Origin of the sequence: Flavobacterium palustre (assembly GCF_014639535.1) — a bacterium.
Classification (GTDB): domain Bacteria; phylum Bacteroidota; class Bacteroidia; order Flavobacteriales; family Flavobacteriaceae; genus Flavobacterium; species Flavobacterium palustre.
In genome coordinates, this window is record NZ_BMGA01000002.1 from 71,409 (window position 1) to 90,882 (window position 19,474).

Genomic DNA, 19,474 nt, shown 5'->3' on the forward strand with positions numbered 1-19,474 from the left:
CTAAATTAATAACTAAATTTGCCACCGAAACTTCGGTATGATTTTTTATAGACTGTAAAAGTCTGTATTTTAAAGATAAAAATAAAAAAATGAAGAAAATTATATCCTTATTGCTTCTTGTTGTTCTTTTTGGTTCCTGTAATGAGTATCAAAAAGCATTGAAAAGCGAAGATGTTTCGAAGAAGTTTACGATGGCAGATACATTGTTTGCACAAGCTAAATATTCTAAAGCATTGCGACTTTTTGAGCAAATAGCTCCAGAATTCAGAGGAAAACCTCAGGCGGAAAAATTGTTTTATATGTTTGCACAATCGTATTACAAAACAAAACAATACCATTTGGCAGCTTATCAGTTTGAAAGCTTTGTTTCAGGATATCCAAAGAGTGTAAAGGCAGAAGAAGCTGCTTTTTTAGGTGCTAAAAGTTATGCTGTATTGTCGCCCGTGTATAGTTTAGATCAGGCGGATACCCACAAGGCGATTGAGAAAATGCAGTCTTTTATCGATAGGTATCCTAATTCGGCTTATTTAGCTGAAGCAAATGGTTTGACTAAATTATTATCGGAAAAAATAGAAAAGAAAGTTTACGAAAACGCAAAAGGATACAATACGATTTCTGACTTTAAATCAGCCTTAGTGGCTTTTGATAATTTTATTATCGATTTTCCGGGTACCAAATTTCAGGAAGACGCATTGTTTTATAAATTTGATTCAGCATACCAATTAGGTATTAACAGTGTACCTGAAAAAATGCAGGAAAGATTGAATGTGGCTAAAACTTCGTATCAAAATCTGATCAAGTTTAAAGCTGATACCAAATACAAAGAAAAAGCAGACGAGATGTATGCTCGTGTGGAACAAGAATTACAAAAATATACTAAATAAATATAAGTCATGGATTTAAAAAAGACGAATGCTCCGGTAAATACAATAACGTATAATAAAACGCTTATTGAACAACCTACCGGAAATGTGTATGAAGCAATTACCATTATGGCTAAAAGAGCGAACCAAATTAATTCTGAAATCAAAAAAGAATTGACTGAAAAATTGGAAGAGTTTGCTACATATAATGACAGTCTTGAAGAAGTTTTTGAAAACAAAGAACAAATCGAGGTTTCTAAATTCTATGAAAAATTACCTAAACCACATGCTTTAGCAGTTCAGGAATGGTTAGATGGTAAAATCTATCACAGAGAATCAAACAAATAAGATACTATGTCAGTTTTAAGCGGTAAAAAGATTTTGCTAGGTGTTTCTGGCGGAATTGCCGCCTATAAAACAGCGTCTTTAGTACGACTTTTTATAAAAGCAGGTGCACATGTCCAAGTGATAATGACACCTGCTTCTAAGGATTTTGTAACCCCACTTACATTATCCACCTTATCTAAAAATCCAGTTTATTCTACATTTTTTAATCAGGACGAAGAAAATGAAAAATGGAATAATCATGTGGAATTTGGGCTTTGGGCCGATTTAATGCTTATTGCTCCCGCAACTGCAAATACCTTGTCAAAAATGGCAAACGGTACATGTGATAATCTGCTTGTTGCAACATATCTTTCAGCTAAATGTCCGGTTTATTTTGCGCCTGCAATGGATTTGGATATGTACAAGCATCCTTCAACTTTAGCAAGTTTTAAAGCCTTGGAAAATTTTGGTAATATCATGATTCCTGCCGAAAGCGGAGAATTAGCCAGTGGATTATCCGGTGAAGGCAGAATGGCTGAACCTGAAAATATTATTGCTTTTCTGGAAGCTGATTTAGAGAGTAAATTACCTTTAAAAGGTAAAAAAATACTAATTACCGCCGGACCAACTTATGAGGCTATTGATCCTGTTCGTTTTATAGGGAATCATTCTTCGGGTAAAATGGGGTTTGATATTGCTAAAAGTGCTGCTAATTTAGGCGCTTCTGTTGTTTTAATTTCCGGACCCACGCATTGTGTTGTAAATCATTCTTTGGTTCAGGTTGTCAAAGTTACTTCGGCTCAGGAAATGTACGATGCCTGTCATCAGTATTATGCTGATGTTGATGTGGCGATTGCTGCCGCAGCGGTGGCTGATTACAGACCTAAAAACGTGGCAAATCAAAAAATAAAGAAAGCAGCTGAAAAATTTGTTATTGAACTCGAAAAAACAAAAGATATCCTGTCTTCGCTGGGTGATAATAAAAAACAGCAGTTTTTAATCGGTTTTGCTTTGGAAACTGAAAATGAAATTGAGAATGCTAAGGCTAAAATTCAGAAAAAAAACTTAGATTTGATTGTTTTAAATTCTTTACAGGATGAAGGTGCCGGTTTTCAAAAAATGACAAACAAGGTTACTTTTATTGATAAAGATTTTAATATTGAACCGATGGAGTTAAAATCCAAAGAAGCGGTTGCTGATGATATTTTAAATAAAGTAATAGCGCATTTTCATGAATAAGATAATTGTCTTTGTTTTTCTGTTAAGTTTTGCTTTTGTTCAGGGGCAACAGTTGAATTGTACTGTGACTGTTAATGCTCAAAAAATGGGTAATCCCAATCAGCAGGTGTATAAAACGTTAGAAACTTCTCTGAATGAGTTTGTTAATAAAACCGATTGGACTACGCAAAATTACAAACAACAGGAAATGATTAATTGTTCGATGTATATTACTTTGCTTTCTCATAGTTCGGATCAGTTTACAGCAACTATTCAGGTACAATCTTCCCGTCCTGTTTTTGATTCTTCTTATGAAACTCCGGTTTTAAATATTAACGATAAAGATTTTAATTTTACTTATACCGAATTTGAGAATTTAGTATTTAATGTTAATTCATTTCAGTCCAATCTTATTTCTGTGATTTCTTTTTACAGTTATGTAATTATCGGAATGGATAAAGATACATTTGAATTAAAATCCGGTGATCCGGTTTATCAAACAGCACAAACTATAGCTACAATTGCCCAGCAAAGTGGTTATAAGGGCTGGAGTCAATTGGACGGAAATCAAAATCGTTATTTTTTAATTAATGATTTATTATCGCCAACTTTTGCAGAAATTAGAAAAACAATTTTTGATTACCACCAGGCTCTGGATGGAATGACTGCTGATACTAAATCGGCTAAAGAAAAAGTAAAAAAATCTTTAATTGCATTAAATAAATTGAATAATTCAAAACCAAACGCTTTTTTGACCCGCGGTTTTTTTGATGCTAAGTCAGATGAAATTGTTTCTATTTTTTCAGGAGGTCCAAATTTAAGCATTACTGATTTAGTTGATAATTTGAATAAAATTTCACCTATGAATTCCAGTAAATGGGCAACATTTAAGTTTTAGTTCTTCTTGTTTTTTTTAGATTTCCAATACAATAACTTACATAAACACAATTAATGATTACGGCACTATCAATAAAAAACTATGCTTTAATTGAAAAATTAGCTATTGATTTTTCTAAAGGATTTTCCATTATTACCGGAGAAACAGGAGCAGGGAAATCTATTATTTTGGGTGCTTTAGGGATGGTTTTAGGTAAACGCGCCGATTTGACTTCGTTAAAAAATAAAGAAGAAAAATGTATTATCGAAGCGCAATTTGATATTTCAAAATACAATTTAAAAGCTTTTTTCGAAGCTAATGATTTGGATTACGAAGATGAAACAATCATAAGAAGAGAAATTTTACCTTCTGGAAAATCGCGTGCTTTTATTAATGATAGTCCTGTGAATCTTCAGGAATTGCAGGATTTAGGATTGTTTTTGATTGATATTCATTCGCAGCAACAAACAAGGGAACTTACCGATGAAAATGTGCAGTTTGATATTATTGATGCAATTGCTGTAAATTCAGGAATTATTTCAGAGTATCAATCACTGCTTAAAAGTTATAAATCAGATAAGACCCAATTAAATTCGCTTATTAAAAAACAAAGCGAATCCAATAAAGAACAGGAATATCATACTTTTTTATTGAATGAATTGCTTGCAGCTCAATTAAAATCGGGAGAACAGGAAGAACTGGAAAGCGTTTTTGAACAACTAAATAATGTTGAAATCATTAAGGAATCCATTGATAAATCTTTGGCTATTGCCAATGAAGAGCAATTTGGTGTTTTAAATAATCTGAAAGAAATTAAAACAGCTATTCAAAAAATTGCTTCTTTTTCGACTGAGTACAAAGAGCTGTTGGAAAGAATCGATAGTTTGACGATAGAATTTGATGATATTGCGACGGAAATGAATCGTTGTTCTGAAAAAATAACGCATGATCCCGAGCAATTAGAGCAAATTAATCAAAAATTACAATTGATTTATAATTTGCAAAAAAAGCATCAGGTTGCAACCGTGGATGATTTGTTGGCTATCCAGGCGAAATTGGAAAACGAGGTTGTTGAATTAGGAAATATTGAAGAAGAAATTACGCTTTTAAATACTGCTATTCAGGAGAAAACGTCAGAACTAAACGTTTTGGCTACCACCATTCATGATAACCGAATTCAGGCAATTCCTGTTTTGTCTGAAAAAATGATTCAGATATTAGCGACTTTAGGGATGCCTAATACGCGTTTTAATATAGAAGTTACTCAAGGCGAAACTTATTTTGCTAATGGAAAAGACGAATTGCAATTTTTGTTTTCGGCTAATAAAGGAACTGATTTTGGTTTGTTGAAAAAAGTGGCTTCGGGAGGAGAGATGTCCCGAATCATGCTGGCTGTAAAAGCTATTTTGGCTCAGTATTCTAAATTACCAACTTTGATTTTTGACGAAATTGACACCGGAGTTTCGGGAGAGATTGCTATTAAAATGGGGGAAATCATGAAGGAAATGAGTAAGACCATGCAGATATTTGCAATTACCCATTTGCCACAAATTGCCGCTAAAGGGGATGCTCATTTTAAAGTGTTTAAATCAACAATTGACGAGGATACCCAATCAGAATTAAAATTACTATCAGAAGAAGAGCGTGTTGTTGAAATAGCACAAATGCTATCGGGAACTATTGTTTCAGATTCGGCTCTAAATCATGCAAAAGCCTTGTTGAACTAAAAAAATGCTCTATATTTGCCAACCAAAATGATGGCTTTTTCTTGATAAAGTCATTGTTTTATTTGCCTTAAAAAAAAATAAAAATATAATATTGATACCCTATGATCATAGAACCTAGAATGAGAGGATTTATTTGCTTGACAGCACACCCGGTTGGATGCGAGCAAAGTGTTAAAAATCAAATTGAGTATGTTAAATCAAAAGGAGCCATTGATGGTGCTAAGAAAGTACTGGTAATTGGTGCTTCTACAGGTTTTGGTTTGGCTTCAAGAATTTCAAGTGCTTTTGGTTCTGATGCAGCAACTATTGGAGTATTTTTTGAAAAACCACCTATGGCTGGAAAAACGGCTTCACCAGGTTGGTACAATTCAGCAGCTTTTGAAAAAGAAGCGCATAAAGCTGGTTTATATGCAAAAAGTATTAATGGAGATGCTTTTTCGAATGAAGTAAAAAGAGAAACTTTAGATTTAATTAAGGCTGATTTAGGTCAGGTTGATTTAGTAATTTACAGTTTAGCTTCTCCGGTTCGTACCAATCCAAATACAGGAGTTACTCACCGTTCGGTTTTAAAACCTATCGGAGCAACTTTTTCTAATAAAACAGTAGATTTCCACACTGGAAAAGTTTCTGAGGTTTCTATTGAGCCATGTGCAGGTGATGATATCGAAAATACAATTGCCGTAATGGGAGGTGAAGATTGGGCTATGTGGATTGATGCTTTAAAAGCTGAAAATTTATTAGCTCCGGGAGCAAATACAGTTGCTTATTCTTATATCGGGCCATCAGTCACTGAGGCGGTTTACAGAAAAGGAACAATTGGTCGTGCAAAAGATCATTTGGAAGCTACTGCTTTCGAAATTTCAGATAGTTTGGCTGATATTAACGGAAAAGCGTATGTTTCGGTAAATAAAGCTTTGGTTACTCAGGCAAGTTCGGCTATTCCTGTAATTCCATTGTATATTTCTTTATTGTATAAAATAATGAAAGCCGAAGGAATTCACGAAGGTTGTATCGAGCAAATCCAACGTTTGTACCAACAAAGATTGTTTACAGGAGGAGAAGTACCGGTAGATGAAAAAGGTAGAATTAGAATTGATGACTGGGAAATGCGCGAAGATGTTCAGGCTCAGGTAGCTCAATTATGGGAGCAGGCTACAACTGAAAATCTTGCAGAAATTGGAGATTTAGAAGGATACAGAAAAGATTTCTATAATTTATTTGGTTTCGATTTAGCCGGAGTAGATTATAAGGCTGAAGCTGACGAAATGGTTCAGGTGGAAAGTATCGCCTAATTTTATTTCGAAAAAGAATAAAATATAATTTTTTTGATAATGCGTCTTGATTTTAAATGTATAAAAGCATTTAAAATTAAGGCGCATTATTGATTAAAGGTTATCTTTGTTAAAATATTACATTTATATTGTATAATTAATACCGCTTTTAAGAATATGTATTTTTCTTTGATTATTCCCGTGTATAATCGTCCGGACGAAGTCGATGAACTTTTGGAAAGTTTGTCAAAATCAGATTATAAAGAAGATTTTGAAGTTGTGATTGTAGAAGATGGTTCTACAGTTAGATGCGAAGATGTTGTCAATCAATATGTAAGCAAATTAGCCATCTCCTATTATTTCAAAGAAAATTCAGGTCCCGGAGATTCCAGAAACTACGGAATGAGAAAGGCTAAAGGTGATTATTTTATCATATTCGACTCGGATTGTATTATTCCGTCTGAATATTTGACTGAAGTGGATAAGGCTTTAAAAGAAGATTATGTGGACTGTTTTGGTGGACCAGACAGAGCTTTGAAGAGTTTTTCAGATATTCAAAAAGCAATTAATTTTGCTATGACTTCTTTTCTGACAACAGGAGGGATAAGAGGTGGTTCGGAAAAAATTGGTAAGTTCCAGCCGCGAAGTTTTAATATGGGAATTTCCCGTAAAGCATTTGAGGCTTCTAATGGTTTTGGAAATATTCATCCCGGTGAAGATCCTGATTTATCGATTCGATTATGGAATTTAGGTTTTGAAACCAGACTTTTTTCTAAAGCCTATGTTTATCATAAGAGAAGAATTGACTGGGATAAATTTTCGGTTCAGGTAAATAAATTTGGAAAAGCACGGCCAATTTTGAATAGTTGGTATCCGCAATACAGCAAGTTGACTTTCTTTTTTCCATCGGTATTTATTATCGGTTTAGCGCTGGCAATCGCGTTGCTGATATTCACATATGATCTTTTAGCAAAATTGTATTGTGTTTACTTTTTTGTAATATTTTTAGTGTCAAGTATTCAAAATAAGAGTGTTAAAATAGGTTATCTTTCGGTAACAGCAGTTTGGAAGCAGTTTTCGGGTTATGGTTTAGGCTTCCTGGAGTCTTATATTAAAGTGATTATTTTAAAACAAAAGCCGGAAGAAGCTTTTCCTAAATTATTTTTTAAAGTATAATTATGCCTAAAATTATTGGTTTAACAGGAGGGATAGGCAGCGGTAAAACTACTATTGCTAATTATATTGCTTCATTAGGAGTTCCGGTTTATATAGCTGATGATGCAGGTAAAAAAGTGATGCAAACTCAAGAAATACTTGAGGCCATAAAAGAGCAATTTGGTGCGGCTGTTTTTGATGAAAACGGATTGAACAGGGCAAAATTAGCAGCGATTGTTTTTGAGAATCCGGATAAATTAAAAGCATTAAATGCTATTGTGCATCCGGCTGTCAGGCAAGATTTTAACAATTGGTTGATTCAGTATAAAGAAGCTCCAATTGTAGTTTATGAATCGGCAATTTTATTTGAAAGTGGTAGCTATGTTAATTTTGATTGTATCTTGACGGTAACAGCACCTTTAGAAACCAGAATCAACCGCGTTTTAGAAAGAGAAACTATTAGTCGGGAACAAGTGGTAAACAGAATTAATGCGCAATGGACAGATGAACAGCGTATTGTTAAAAGTGATTTTGTTGTTGAGAATATAGATATTGATTTGGCTAAACTTAAAATTGATGAAATTCTTAAAATTTTGTCGATTAAGCAATAGGACGCACAGATGTTAATGTTTGGTTAATACATTATCAACTATAGTGTTAAAAAGTTAATTTTGGTTTGATGAATAAATTATTTTTTAGATTTCTTGTTTTATTGATGAGTTTGTCTCTTATAGGGATTATACTTGTTCAGGTATATTGGTTCAATACTTCATTTAAAAATAATGATGAACAGTTTAAATATCACGTTACACAGGTAATTGATAATGTAGCAGATAAACTTGAAAAACAGGAAGAGTATAGTTTTTATGATAAAATTAATCATATAAAGGACAGTACGGGTAAAATTCCTGAGAAAGAAGATTTATTGGAGATTTTATTTGTTCAGAGAAATACCAAGACTAATAAAACAATCATTTATAAAAACAGTATTACATCTGAGAAATATGACTATAATGGTCCTTTATTCAATAAAAAATTTAATTCAGATGGTTTTAAGAGTTTTAGCTCTACAAGATTAACAGAGGTTTATAATAACAAAAAAACGATTGATAATTCGACTTTAAATAAAAGTCTAATTCCGGATGAAAAATATTTGAAAGAGGGAAATCTTGACGTTTTAAATAAAGCGCAATTGCAGATTTCATATAAGGATTACGCGTCAACATTATCTATTGACGAAAGGATTTCAAAAGAAAAATTAAGAAGTCTTTTGAAAAAAGAATTGGTTGAACATGGAGTGAATACCAAATTTGAATTTGGAATTTTCAGCAACAAAAATTTGACAAAAATAAAATCGGATGATTTTCATTTTGATAAGGATGCTACTTATTCAATTCCAATTCTTGCTGACAATGAAGGAAATGAGAAATATGAATTATCAGTTACTTTTCCCAATAAAAAGAAATTTTTATTATCAGAATTAGTAAGTATTACAATCTTATCGATAGTATTTACGTTGATTATTTTAATTGCTTATACCAGTGCATTAAATCAATTAATTCGTCAACGCCAAATTTCGGAGATTAAGACTGATTTTATAAATAATATGACGCATGAGTTTAAAACACCTATTGCTACGATTAATTTGGCTTTAGATGCGATAAAGAATCCTAAAATTATTGAAGACAAAGAAAAGGTTTTCAGGTATTTGCAGATGATTCGGGATGAAAATAAACGAATGCACGCACAGGTAGAGAATGTATTGCGAATTTCGAAATTAGAGAAAAAAGAATTAGATATCGAAAAAGGTTCAAGCAATGTAGAAGAAGTGATTTACGATGCGATTGATCATGTAAATTTAATTTTGCAGGACAGAGGAGGAGAAATAAATAAACATTTTGAAGCAGCAAGAACCAGTGTTTTAATTAACGAAGTGCATTTTACAAATGTGATTGTAAATATATTAGAAAATGCAATAAAATATTCGCCTGAAACCCCTAAGATTGATATTTATACTGAGAATATTAAAGATATGATTCTGATAAAGGTTAAAGATCAGGGCTTAGGAATGAGTAAGGTGGCTCAAAAAAGAGTTTTTGAAAAATTCTATCGCGAGCATACAGGAGATTTACATAATGTAAAAGGTCACGGTTTGGGCTTAGCTTATGTAAAAAGAATAGTAGAAGATCATAACGGACAAGTGTTTGTTGAAAGTGAAAAAGGAAAAGGAAGTACCTTCATTATAAAATTACCTCTAATAAATTAGATTATGGAAAATATAAATAAAAAAATTCTCTTAGTAGAAGACGACTTAAATTTTGGAGCTGTTCTAAAAGATTATTTAATGCTAAATGACTTTGATGTTACTTTAGCTAAGAATGGAATGGAAGGTTTTGAGAAATTTAAAAAAGATTCTTATGATTTATGTATTTTAGATGTAATGATGCCTTATAAAGACGGATATACATTAGCTAAAGAAATAAGAGAGAAAAATGCCGAAGTGCCTATTATCTTCCTTACTGCAAAATCAATGAAGGAAGATGTTTTGAAAGGTTATAAGGCGGGTGCAGATGATTATTTGAATAAACCATTTGATTCGGAAGTGTTATTGATGAAAATAAAAGCCATCATTCAAAGAAAAGCTTCTGATGTTAAAGCTGAACAGGTTCCGTTTGAATTTACAATTGGTAAATTTCATTTGAATTCTAAATTGAGATTCTTAAGTTACGCAGGGGAAGAACCTGTGAAATTATCTCCAAAAGAGAATGAATTATTGAAAATGTTGATTCTTCATGAAAATGATTTAATGCCAAGAGAATTAGCCTTGACAAAAATATGGAGAGACGATAATTATTTTACTTCCCGAAGTATGGATGTTTACATTGCTAAATTGAGAAAGTATTTGAAACTTGACGAAGATGTTGAGATTTTAAATATTCACGGTGAAGGTTTCCGATTGGTAATTAAAAATAAAGCCTAAACAAAACAAAAAGTCCCGATAATTCGGGACTTTTTGTTTATAAATAAAAAATTAATCAAATAAATCAGAAGATAAGTAACGATCTCCACGGTCGCAAATAATAGCTACAATTACACCCGATTCCAGTTCTTCGGCAATTTTGACAGCAACAGCAACTGCGCCGCCACTACTCATTCCTGCAAAAATACCTTCTTCTAAAGCCAAACGTTTCGTCATTGCACGGGCTTCTTTTTCACTTACATCAACGGTTCGATCCACTTTGGAAGGATTGAAAATTTTTGGTAGGTATTCTTCCGGCCATTTTCTGATTCCGGGAATTTGTGAACCTTCAGAAGGTTGAGCTCCAATGATTGCTATACCTGGATTTTTTTCTTTTAGGTAAGTAGAAGTTCCTATGATAGTTCCCGTTGTTCCCATAGCTGATACAAAATGGGTGACTGTGCCTTCGGTATCGTTCCAGATTTCAGGGCCGGTGGTGTTGTAATGCGCTTTCCAGTTATCATTGTTTGCAAATTGATTCAACATGATATAACCGCCTTCGGCTACTTTTTTATCAGCATAATCTCTTGAACCGATGATTCCTTCAGCAGCGGGAGTAAGGATTACTGTTGCACCATAAGCACGCATAGTTTGAGTGCGTTCCTTGGTGGAATCTTCAGGCAAAATAAGTTCAATTTCGATGCCTAATAATTGAGCAATCATTGCCAATGCAATACCGGTATTTCCACTGGTAGCTTCAATTAATTTGTCTCCTTTTTTGATTTCGCCGCGATCCAGTGCGCCTTTGATCATATAATAGGCCGCTCTGTCTTTGACACTACCGCCGGGATTGTTTCCTTCTAATTTTAAAAGTAGTTTTACGTTTTTATTTTGTACTAAATTGACTGTTTCTACAAGTGGCGTATTCCCAATTAAGTCAACTAATTTTTGAGACTTCATAATTATTTAATTTCTTTTACTTTTACTTCGGTAGTTGTAGTATTCATAACGATTGATTTTGGCGGAACCGACTTGGTTACCCAGGCATTTCCACCTACAATACTGTCTTTGCCAATAATGGTTTCTCCACCTAAAATGGTTGCATTGGCATAAATACAAACATTTTTTTCAACTGTTGGATGTCGTTTTGCATTTTTCATGTTTTTGCTCACGCTGAGGGCTCCCAGTGTTACTCCCTGATATATTTTTACGTTTTTTTCAATAACCGTTGTTTCGCCAATAACAATTCCTGTAGCATGGTCTATAAAAAAGGGCGAGTCAATTTGAGCTCCGGCATTAATATCGGTTCCGGTTGTTTTATGTGCATATTCGCTCATTAATCTCGAAAAAAGCATTAAATCCAGATTGTAGAGTTCGTGACTTAAACGGTAAATAGCAATTGCATAAAATCCCGGATAAGCTAAATATACTTCTTCAATGCTGTTGGAAGCCGGATCATTTTCTAAAATGTATTCGGCATCCTGATTTAATTTTTCAAGGACAGTTGGTAATTTGTGAAGAAAACTATCCCACATCGATTCACAACGATCCTGTGGTTTTTGACAGGCTACTTTAGAGATTTCTTTAAATAAAACTTCCAGTTCGTCAATGCTTTCTGCTAATGGAGCATTAGAGTCAAATAAAGTATAGAATAATTTTTCGGTAAACTTCTCTATTTTAGTTTTTATTCCGTAATTAATGGAGGTGTGGCTTTTAAGCGCAGCAATATTTTGTATAACTAAATCCTTTGTCATGATTTTGGATTGTGATGTTTGTAGAAAGACGTTTGCTTTGAAACAGTGTCTATATTTGAAACAAATATATTGAACTATTTTGAATAAAATGCTTTTGAGAAATGGGTTTTATTGGAATTATAAGAAGCGTTCTTAAAACTACATTTTAAATTTTAGTACTTTTGAAATCTGATATTCTAAACCATGAAAAAGATTTTAATCCCTCTAATGATTATAGCTGTTGTAGTTGCTTTTTATGAACAAAGCAGTACTAACCAAAATGTGTATGTAACTGTAATAGCAATGGCTGTTTTTATGTTTGGAATGATGCAATTAAGTGCTAAAACACCTAGTAAAAATCAAGAAAAAGAAAAAGAAGATGTTGATTAAAGGAGATAAAGTAGCCGTACTCGATGAGGCTATTAATGGCGTTGTTTTGAGTGTTAATGCTCAGAATGTTACTATTGAAACCGATGAAGGTTTTGTAATGAATTTTTTGATTAACGAACTGGTTAAAACTAACGAGTCCGGTAATTTAATGGATTCTGTTAAAAGATTTAATGTAGATGAAATTAAGAAGGAAAAAGCAATTCCAAAACCAAGAAGTTTTGTAAAAGAACGCAAAGAAAAAGAAGTAGGAGTTCCTGAATTTGACCTGCATATTGAGAAATTAGTCAAGAACAAACACGGCATGTCGAATTATGATATTTTGACTCTACAGGCTGAAACTGCACAAAGACATATAGAATTTGCCATTAAGAATCGTATTCCAAAAATTGTTTTTATCCATGGAGTGGGTGAAGGTGTCCTTAAAGCTGAACTCGATTTTCTTTTAGGACGTTATGATAATATAGATTTTCAGGAAGCTAATTATCAAAAGTACGGTCAGGGTGCCACAGAGGTTTTTATTAAACAAAGCAAGAAATAGAACTGATTAGATTATCCCTCATATCTTTTCAATTTTAGTAGAAATGGTTTATGCCGTTAATCTATTCGAAAGACAGGAGGGATAATTTTATACCTGAATAACTCCTAAATTAAAAGCTTTTTCGATTGGAGCGTGGTTAGCAGCTTCAATACCCATCGAAATCCATTTTCGGGTTTCCAACGGATCGATAATAGCATCAGTCCACAAACGGGAAGCAGCATAATAAGGAGATACCTGCTCATCGTAACGTGCTTTGATTTTAGCAAATAATTCGGCTTCTTTAGTTTCATCAACAGTTTCTCCTTTGGCTTTTAATGATGAAGCTTCAATTTGAGCCAAAACTTTAGCGGCCTGAGTACCACCCATAACAGCGAGTTCGGCACTTGGCCAGGCTACAATTAATCTTGGGTCGTAAGCTTTACCACACATAGCGTAGTTTCCTGCTCCATAAGAGTTCCCAATAATTACGGTGAATTTTGGTACCACCGAATTACTCACGGCATTCACCATTTTAGCTCCGTCCTTGATGATTCCGCCTTGTTCTGATTTGGATCCCACCATAAAACCAGTTACATCCTGCAAGAATACCAGTGGAATTTTTTTCTGGTTGCAATTAGCAATAAAACGCGTGGCTTTATCAGCACTATCAGAGTAGATGACCCCGCCAAACTGCATTTCGCCTTTTTTGGTTTTGATTACTTTTCGCTGATTGGCTACAATCCCCACAGCCCAGCCGTCAATACGTGCGTAACCCGTGATGATGGTTTGTCCGTAACCGTCTTTGTAGGCTTCAAACTCTGAATTATCGACCAGACGACTGATGATTTCCATCATATCGTATTGTTCGGTGCGAGCCTTTGGCAAAATGCCATAAATTTCGTTTTCGTCTAAGGTCGTTTTTTGAGATTTGATACGGTTGAATCCCGCTTTCTCATAATCACCTATTTTGTCAACGATATTTTTTATTTTATCTAAGGCGTCTTTATCGTCTTTGGCTTTATAATCGGTCACACCTGAGATTTCACAATGTGTAGTAGCTCCGCCCAGACTTTCATTGTCGATAGTTTCACCAATAGCTGCTTTGACTAAATAGCTTCCGGCAAGAAAAATACTCGCCGTTTTATCGACAATTATGGCCTCATCACTCATAATAGGAAGGTAAGCACCACCGGCAACACAACTGCCCATAATAGCCGAAATTTGGGTAATTCCCATGCTGCTCATCATCGCATTGTTTCTAAAAATACGTCCAAAATGTTCTTTGTCAGGGAAAATTTCGTCCTGCATAGGCAAATACACTCCGGCACTGTCAACCAGATAGATAATTGGAATTTTGTTTTCCATCGCAATTTCCTGAGCACGAAGGTTTTTCTTAGCCGTAATAGGAAACCAGGCACCTGCTTTTACGGTAGCGTCATTGGCAACAACAATACATTGTTTTCCTTTGATATAACCAATTTTTACTACAACTCCTCCCGAAGGACAGCCACCATGTGCTGCGTACATTCCTTCTCCTGTGAGTGCTCCGATTTCAATACTTTCGGCTTTGGCATCCAGCAAATAATCAATGCGCTCACGAGCAGTCATTTTTCCTTCACTGTGTAATTTTTGAATTCGTTTTGCTCCGCCTCCTAATTTTACTTTGGCTAGTTGCTGTTTTAATTCAGAGAGTAAAAGTTTATTGTGATCTTCGTTTTTGTTGAAGTTTAAATCCATGGTGTTTGTAATTGCAAGAAAATTGATGGCTAAAATACAAAACCAATTGAAGTTTTTTGTTTTTTTAACCATATAAGTCATTTAAGTTTTTGATTTTATCTAAAGTAAAAAGCTAAGTCAATATAAGTTTTATTCATTTATGAGAATCTGTGTAATTTGTATTAAAGGAATGTTGACTTCAAAGCTTATTTGGACTTGAATCCGTTCTGGTTTTTCAAAAAAGCTTAAATGACTTATATTTTAAAATAAAAGAACCACAGATTGACAAAGTTTTAAATTTGCTAATCTGCGGTAAAAAAATAAAAATAAAAAAAAATTATTTCTTAGAATCGTTCACGAGTCTTTTTAGAATAGCCCATTGTTTTAAAGCATCACGAGCCTCAACTGCAGGATAACCCAACATGGTTTTTCCGGCAGGAATGTCGCAGGTAACTCCAGAACCGGCACCAATAACAGCTCCGTCTCCAATAGCGGTGTGGTCTTTTATAGAAGCACTTCCTCCAATGATAACACCGTTTCCTAGTGTGACTGAACCAGCTAAACCACTATTTCCTGCCATAATACAAAAGCGCCCCAGTTTACTGTTATGACCTATTTGAACTAAATTATCAATTTTACAGCCATCACCTAAAACAGTAGAACTGAATTTACCTCTGTCGATACAGCTATTGGCACCAATTTCGACATTGTTTCCAATGATTACATTTCCAATCTGAGGAATTTTAACCAAGCCTTTTTCAGGACAAGGACGGAATCCAAATCCATCTGCACCAATAGTAGCATTAGGGTGGATAATACAGGCATGACCAATATGGCAACGTTCTCTAATAACTGTTCCTGACCAAATCACCGTATTTTTCCCAATAGTTGATTCGTCAAGAATGGTAACATTTGGATAAATGGTGCTGTTTTCTCCAATTTTTACATTAGGTCCAATATAGCTTCCTGCACCAATTTTTGTTCCTGCACCAATACTGGCAGTTTCATCAACTATTGCACTGGGATGAATAGCTATAGTAAATTGAGGCAAAGGAGGTGCAAAAAGCTCTAATATTTGCGACATTGCCAAATCTGCATTTTTTACTTTTATAAAAGCTCTGTTTTCTCCGGGTTCAATAGCAATATCTTCATTTACTACAGCAGCACAAGCTTTGGATGTAGCCCAAAGTTTTTCGTATTTTTTGTTTCCAATAAAAGAAATTTCAGAATCAGAGGCGATTTCCAGTTGTTCAGCAGCAGTAATATTTTGTAGCGTATTACCTGAAATTCTGCCTTTGAGAACATCGTTTATTTCATGTATAGAGTAAGATTTCATAAGGTGGTTAGGGAAATTAGTTAAATAGAAGGCTCAAATGAACAGATTCTATATAGATAATCCTAATATTTTAAGAATACCGGGCTAAAGTTTAACAAAGACTTATTCTTAAGGAGTGTTTTGTAATCTTTTTAAGAAATAAAAAATGAGCAGAATAGGGTGTAAAACAATAAAACTACTTGCAGAAGTAGTTTTATTGTTTTAATTTAGAGTGGTTTTATATCTTAACCTTGATGACAATTTTTTTGATCTTTCCATCGCTAATCATTGCTGCATGGACATCTTCAGGGAATAAGATGGTAAATTGTCCCGGATTTAATTCAAAAAACATATCAGGTTTGTCAAAGAAAAAACGAACGTCTTTTTCGTCGCTGTAATCGCCGTTTGGACTGACACATTTTTCTCTTGGTTTCCAGGCATAGGTTTCCGGTCCGGCTACGCAAACCTGAATGTCGATATTTTTATCATGACATTCAAAATGAACTAAACTTTGCTCTTTTGAATTTCCGTTTCCTGAATTAACGATAATTTTTAAATCATCCGAATATTGGGTTACGCCATCAGCCAGATTAGCCAAGTCGTTTTCGTTTAAAAATTGGAATGCTTTTTCGAAAGCAGGGTGTAAACCATAGTATTTCGCAGCATTGTTTAATGAATCTACAATCATTTTAAAGTTATTTTAATTTAGGGGTAAATAATAGTTGCTTTTTTTTTGAAACAAAAATTAAAAGTACATTTTTAAATTTAATAGCCTAATGTAATTTGTACAAAAAAAGGATTTTTTTTTTAGTGAATCGAAGATTTCAGCGACCGATTTTTTTAGTGTAGGTTTTGTACATTTGTTTTCTAATGAGGTTTTAACTTCTTTTAATCGATGTGTATTGTTGAATTCAAAAAGAATCATTTATGATTTCTATTATAAAAAATAGTCTGTTAGTTTTATTTTTAGCTGTATTTGTGTCGTGTAAAGCGCAGAATGTATCCGTGATTGCAACTAAAGAAAGAATAGTTGCTGATACCACTTTTGTAAATCTAAAAGATTATAGTTCGGATTTTGTGTACGATATGAAATATGCCACCGAAGACAATTTCTTGAAAGCTAAAGTTTATGATTGTGCGGAATGTTATCTGAGGCTAAAAACGGTGAAAGCCTTGATTTCAGCCAATCAAAAATTTATAAAAAAAGGCTATAGAATTAAACTTTTTGATTGCTACAGACCATTAGATATTCAAAAAAAAATGTGGACAATTGTTCCTAATCCGGAATATGTTGCTAATCCTGCCAAAGGTTCGATTCATAATCGGGGAGGAGCTGTAGATATTACTTTGGTTGATAGTAATGGAAAAGAACTGGATATGGGGACTAAATTTGATTTTTTCGGACCAGAAGCCAGTCATTATTATGTAGGTGTTTCTGAAGAAGTGAAGGAAAATAGGAAATTATTAAAGAGAGTTATGCTTAAGAAAAATTTTATTTCTTTTGATTCAGAATGGTGGCATTACAATCTAAAAGCCGCTTTAACTGATAAAGTTGCCAATGAAAAATGGAAATGTAAATAGTTGTTAAAATATAAAACCCCATTTTCGAAACGAATACGTTCGAAAATGGGGTTTTATATTGGGGAAAAGTTTAATTTTCCACGCATTTTAAATTATTGATAAAATACGTTTCAGGCTGATAGGTTTTACCATTTAATTCAGAAACCAGCTGTTTTTTAACAATATAGTCTTCGGTATCCGATAGGTATTTTATTCGCATTAATGAAAGAGGAGAACTTTTTAAGTCTTCCATCGTTCCTTTCATAAACATAAAATTCCCAACAATGACGCGGTTGTCAAAACCATTTTCGTCTCTAATCATGCTTCCACAATATTCCAAATTAGTGTGTACCAGAGTAATTACTTTTCCGTTGTTAAGCTGTAAATACAATCGGGAATTTTTATCAAAACAATTGGCTTTAATAAAACCTTTACTTTTTTGAATGAGTTGTACATTGAGTGTAGGTAAGCCATCCGTTAAGGACAAAGTGTAAAAAATGTAACTGGAAGTTCCAGCAAAAATTTTCTCTGAAATCAGGTATTCTTTGGTTATTTTGTAGGTTCCTACGGAATCCTTTACGTTAGTAGCGTATTCGCAATCTGTTTGTGCAAAAGAATTTAGTGATAAGAAGAATAAGGCAGTAAGTAATAGTTGTTTCATTATTTATGATATTTTGGCGCAAATTAATACTATTTTATTATTATTCGCATCAGTAGTAAAAAAAGTATATAAATTTCCTCCGTCTTTGATTTTCCATTTTTTTCGAATGTTTTCCACTGTTTCGGGAAAATTACGAGTAGTTATATTGGATTGTTTTCCGCTTAAGTAGCTTTTCATTTCGTTTTTATTGTATGGAAAAGCAGCTGTGATTTCGAAAACCCTGCCCGGAAAATCTATAATTTCATCACGGGTGTACAAATGCGAATGTTTGTGCAATTTAGCTACATTATAATTAACTGCAACCGCATCAAATCCACCTGATTTCATAATGGCACTGTTGGGTTCGAATAAATATTTTTTAGGCAAACTATAATCCGGAAAAACCGATTCCTGATTCATATTGAATTCAAAAGTATCAATAATTCCTTTGTTGATGTTGACCGTTTTCAAAGTGATTTCACCCTCGTAATCTTTGTGCAATTCCCATAAAAGTTCTTTTACTTCGTTTTCCAGGGCTACAATATGAATGGCTTTTACGTTTTTCAATTCCGATAATCCTGCCGAAAGATCCAATAAAGGTGCAGTTTTGATTAAAATAGCATTCGAATTTTCGAAATAAAAATCTAAATTTTCGGGAACATTAGGCAAGCAGTCTTTGAGCATAAAAACTTTGCCTTTGGCATCATTTCGTCTCGAAGGATCAATGTAAATCCAATCCCATTTTCTATTTAATCTTTTTAAGGTTTCGAAGCTGTCACCGGCAAGGCATTCGATATTTTCAATATTAAGCTGTTCGAAATTGTGTTTGACAATTTCAGAAAGTTCGGGATTAATTTCACAATGCACTACCGATTTTATTTTGGAAGCAAAAAAAGAATCATCTACACCAAAACCTCCGGTTAAATCAATCAGACTTTCTCCTGAAACAATGCTGGTTTTGTATAAAGCTGTTGGCTCGGAAGAGGTTTGTTCAACCGAAATTTTACCGGGATAAATGATGTTTTTGGTGTTAAACCAAGTAGGTAATTTGTCTTTAGCTTTGGTTTTGGCTTCAATTTGATTTAAAATCGAAATCCATTCTACATCAGGAAAAGGATTTTTTTGAAGGGCTAATTTCGAAATTGAAGTATTTATATTTTTGTTTATAAATTCCTGTATTGAAGGCTGTAAAATAGTCGAATCCAA

Annotated in this window: 20 protein-coding genes; 13 read left to right on the top strand and 7 right to left on the bottom strand. The window is 33.7% G+C overall.

The features are described 5' to 3' along the window. The first annotated feature begins 89 nt into the window (after positions 1 to 89). From IEV84_RS05105 to IEV84_RS05150, 10 genes are all read left to right on the top strand, one after another. Positions 90 to 884 (top strand): outer membrane protein assembly factor BamD, encoded by a 795-nt coding sequence (locus tag IEV84_RS05105; RefSeq protein WP_188493105.1) that lies wholly within the window; start codon positions 90 to 92, stop codon positions 882 to 884. Positions 885 to 893: 9 nt separating this feature from the next. Continuing rightward, positions 894 to 1,211 (top strand): DNA-directed RNA polymerase subunit omega, encoded by a 318-nt coding sequence (locus tag IEV84_RS05110; RefSeq protein ID WP_035657230.1) that lies wholly within the window; start codon positions 894 to 896, stop codon positions 1,209 to 1,211. Between the two features lie 6 nt (positions 1,212 to 1,217). Further along, the gene (gene coaBC / locus IEV84_RS05115) at positions 1,218 to 2,429 is read left to right on the top strand and encodes a bifunctional phosphopantothenoylcysteine decarboxylase/phosphopantothenate--cysteine ligase CoaBC (protein ID WP_188493107.1); all 1,212 of its coding nucleotides are present in this window, start codon (positions 1,218 to 1,220) and stop codon (positions 2,427 to 2,429) included. Further along, the gene (porD, locus tag IEV84_RS05120) at positions 2,422 to 3,306 is read left to right on the top strand and encodes a type IX secretion system protein PorD (protein WP_188493109.1); all 885 of its coding nucleotides are present in this window, start codon (positions 2,422 to 2,424) and stop codon (positions 3,304 to 3,306) included. Before coaBC ends, porD begins: the two co-directional genes overlap by 8 nt. A gap of 53 nt (positions 3,307 to 3,359) precedes the next feature. Further along, complete coding sequence (gene recN / locus IEV84_RS05125) at positions 3,360 to 5,012, top strand: DNA repair protein RecN (RefSeq protein WP_188493110.1); 1,653 nt, start codon at positions 3,360 to 3,362, stop codon at positions 5,010 to 5,012. A 101-nt stretch (positions 5,013 to 5,113) separates the two neighbouring features. Further along, positions 5,114 to 6,304, top strand: a complete 1,191-nt coding sequence (fabV, locus tag IEV84_RS05130) for an enoyl-ACP reductase FabV (protein WP_188493112.1) — start codon at positions 5,114 to 5,116, stop codon at positions 6,302 to 6,304. Between the two features lie 156 nt (positions 6,305 to 6,460). Further along, positions 6,461 to 7,459 carry a glycosyltransferase family 2 protein gene (locus tag IEV84_RS05135; RefSeq protein ID WP_188493114.1) on the top strand — a complete coding sequence of 333 codons (999 nt, stop codon included), beginning with the start codon at positions 6,461 to 6,463 and terminating at the stop codon, positions 7,457 to 7,459. Positions 7,460 to 7,461: 2 nt separating this feature from the next. Beyond that, positions 7,462 to 8,049 carry a dephospho-CoA kinase gene (coaE, locus tag IEV84_RS05140; protein ID WP_188493116.1) on the top strand — a complete coding sequence of 196 codons (588 nt, stop codon included), beginning with the start codon at positions 7,462 to 7,464 and terminating at the stop codon, positions 8,047 to 8,049. Positions 8,050 to 8,117: 68 nt separating this feature from the next. Next, complete coding sequence (locus tag IEV84_RS05145) at positions 8,118 to 9,704, top strand: sensor histidine kinase (protein WP_188493117.1); 1,587 nt, start codon at positions 8,118 to 8,120, stop codon at positions 9,702 to 9,704. A 3-nt stretch (positions 9,705 to 9,707) separates the two neighbouring features. Then, a complete protein-coding gene (locus IEV84_RS05150) occupies positions 9,708 to 10,418 on the top strand; it encodes a response regulator transcription factor (protein ID WP_071185897.1) in 711 nt (236 codons plus the stop codon). Between the two features lie 51 nt (positions 10,419 to 10,469). On the opposite strand, the gene cysM is transcribed toward IEV84_RS05150, so the two are convergent. Both cysM and epsC read right to left on the bottom strand, forming a co-directional pair. Next, positions 10,470 to 11,357, bottom strand: coding sequence for a cysteine synthase CysM (gene cysM, locus IEV84_RS05155; RefSeq protein ID WP_188493119.1), 888 nt, complete (start codon positions 11,355 to 11,357; stop codon positions 10,470 to 10,472). 2 nt (positions 11,358 to 11,359) lie between these two features. Continuing rightward, the gene (gene epsC, locus IEV84_RS05160; RefSeq protein WP_188493121.1) at positions 11,360 to 12,151 is read right to left on the bottom strand and encodes a serine O-acetyltransferase EpsC; all 792 of its coding nucleotides are present in this window, start codon (positions 12,149 to 12,151) and stop codon (positions 11,360 to 11,362) included. Between the two features lie 183 nt (positions 12,152 to 12,334). Between epsC and IEV84_RS05165 the strand changes: the two genes are divergently transcribed. Then, a complete protein-coding gene (locus tag IEV84_RS05165) occupies positions 12,335 to 12,520 on the top strand; it encodes a hypothetical protein (RefSeq protein ID WP_188493123.1) in 186 nt (61 codons plus the stop codon). Then, the gene (locus IEV84_RS05170; RefSeq protein WP_188493125.1) at positions 12,510 to 13,058 is read left to right on the top strand and encodes a DUF8465 domain-containing protein; all 549 of its coding nucleotides are present in this window, start codon (positions 12,510 to 12,512) and stop codon (positions 13,056 to 13,058) included. The genes IEV84_RS05165 and IEV84_RS05170 overlap by 11 nt, the downstream gene beginning before the upstream one ends. 87 nt (positions 13,059 to 13,145) lie before the next feature. Here IEV84_RS05170 and IEV84_RS05175 read toward each other — a convergent pair whose 3' ends face one another. From IEV84_RS05175 to IEV84_RS05185, 3 genes are all read right to left on the bottom strand, one after another. After that, positions 13,146 to 14,774, bottom strand: coding sequence for an acyl-CoA carboxylase subunit beta (locus IEV84_RS05175; protein ID WP_188493577.1), 1,629 nt, complete (start codon positions 14,772 to 14,774; stop codon positions 13,146 to 13,148). A gap of 316 nt (positions 14,775 to 15,090) precedes the next feature. Further along, positions 15,091 to 16,089, bottom strand: a complete 999-nt coding sequence (lpxD, locus tag IEV84_RS05180; RefSeq protein WP_188493127.1) for a UDP-3-O-(3-hydroxymyristoyl)glucosamine N-acyltransferase — start codon at positions 16,087 to 16,089, stop codon at positions 15,091 to 15,093. A gap of 217 nt (positions 16,090 to 16,306) precedes the next feature. Further along, the gene (locus IEV84_RS05185) at positions 16,307 to 16,756 is read right to left on the bottom strand and encodes a NanQ anomerase/TabA/YiaL family protein (RefSeq protein WP_188493129.1); all 450 of its coding nucleotides are present in this window, start codon (positions 16,754 to 16,756) and stop codon (positions 16,307 to 16,309) included. A 239-nt stretch (positions 16,757 to 16,995) separates the two neighbouring features. Here IEV84_RS05185 and IEV84_RS05190 point away from each other — a divergent pair, with 239 nt between their 5' ends. Further along, positions 16,996 to 17,649: a M15 family metallopeptidase gene (locus IEV84_RS05190; protein WP_188493131.1), complete on the top strand. Its 654-nt coding sequence runs from the start codon at positions 16,996 to 16,998 to the stop codon at positions 17,647 to 17,649. A 70-nt stretch (positions 17,650 to 17,719) separates the two neighbouring features. Here the strand turns inward: IEV84_RS05190 and IEV84_RS05195 are convergent, their stop codons facing one another. Together IEV84_RS05195 and IEV84_RS05200 are read right to left on the bottom strand one after the other, a co-directional pair. Then, positions 17,720 to 18,289 (bottom strand): hypothetical protein, encoded by a 570-nt coding sequence (locus IEV84_RS05195; protein WP_188493133.1) that lies wholly within the window; start codon positions 18,287 to 18,289, stop codon positions 17,720 to 17,722. 3 nt (positions 18,290 to 18,292) lie between these two features. Continuing rightward, entirely contained in the window at positions 18,293 to 19,474 is a 1,182-nt protein-coding gene (locus IEV84_RS05200) for a class I SAM-dependent methyltransferase (protein WP_188493135.1), read from the bottom strand.

Coding starts and splice junctions, on each gene's coding strand:
- IEV84_RS05105 (WP_188493105.1), top strand. CDS start 90: ATGAAGAAAATTATATCCTTATTGCTTCTTGTTGTTCTTTTTGGTTCC.
- IEV84_RS05110 (WP_035657230.1), top strand. CDS start 894: ATGGATTTAAAAAAGACGAATGCTCCGGTAAATACAATAACGTATAAT.
- coaBC (WP_188493107.1), top strand. CDS start 1,218: ATGTCAGTTTTAAGCGGTAAAAAGATTTTGCTAGGTGTTTCTGGCGGA.
- porD (WP_188493109.1), top strand. CDS start 2,422: ATGAATAAGATAATTGTCTTTGTTTTTCTGTTAAGTTTTGCTTTTGTT.
- recN (WP_188493110.1), top strand. CDS start 3,360: ATGATTACGGCACTATCAATAAAAAACTATGCTTTAATTGAAAAATTA.
- fabV (WP_188493112.1), top strand. CDS start 5,114: ATGATCATAGAACCTAGAATGAGAGGATTTATTTGCTTGACAGCACAC.
- IEV84_RS05135 (WP_188493114.1), top strand. CDS start 6,461: ATGTATTTTTCTTTGATTATTCCCGTGTATAATCGTCCGGACGAAGTC.
- coaE (WP_188493116.1), top strand. CDS start 7,462: ATGCCTAAAATTATTGGTTTAACAGGAGGGATAGGCAGCGGTAAAACT.
- IEV84_RS05145 (WP_188493117.1), top strand. CDS start 8,118: ATGAATAAATTATTTTTTAGATTTCTTGTTTTATTGATGAGTTTGTCT.
- IEV84_RS05150 (WP_071185897.1), top strand. CDS start 9,708: ATGGAAAATATAAATAAAAAAATTCTCTTAGTAGAAGACGACTTAAAT.
- cysM (WP_188493119.1), bottom strand. CDS start 11,357: ATGAAGTCTCAAAAATTAGTTGACTTAATTGGGAATACGCCACTTGTA.
- epsC (WP_188493121.1), bottom strand. CDS start 12,151: ATGACAAAGGATTTAGTTATACAAAATATTGCTGCGCTTAAAAGCCAC.
- IEV84_RS05165 (WP_188493123.1), top strand. CDS start 12,335: ATGAAAAAGATTTTAATCCCTCTAATGATTATAGCTGTTGTAGTTGCT.
- IEV84_RS05170 (WP_188493125.1), top strand. CDS start 12,510: ATGTTGATTAAAGGAGATAAAGTAGCCGTACTCGATGAGGCTATTAAT.
- IEV84_RS05175 (WP_188493577.1), bottom strand. CDS start 14,774: ATGGATTTAAACTTCAACAAAAACGAAGATCACAATAAACTTTTACTC.
- lpxD (WP_188493127.1), bottom strand. CDS start 16,089: ATGAAATCTTACTCTATACATGAAATAAACGATGTTCTCAAAGGCAGA.
- IEV84_RS05185 (WP_188493129.1), bottom strand. CDS start 16,756: ATGATTGTAGATTCATTAAACAATGCTGCGAAATACTATGGTTTACAC.
- IEV84_RS05190 (WP_188493131.1), top strand. CDS start 16,996: ATGATTTCTATTATAAAAAATAGTCTGTTAGTTTTATTTTTAGCTGTA.
- IEV84_RS05195 (WP_188493133.1), bottom strand. CDS start 18,289: ATGAAACAACTATTACTTACTGCCTTATTCTTCTTATCACTAAATTCT.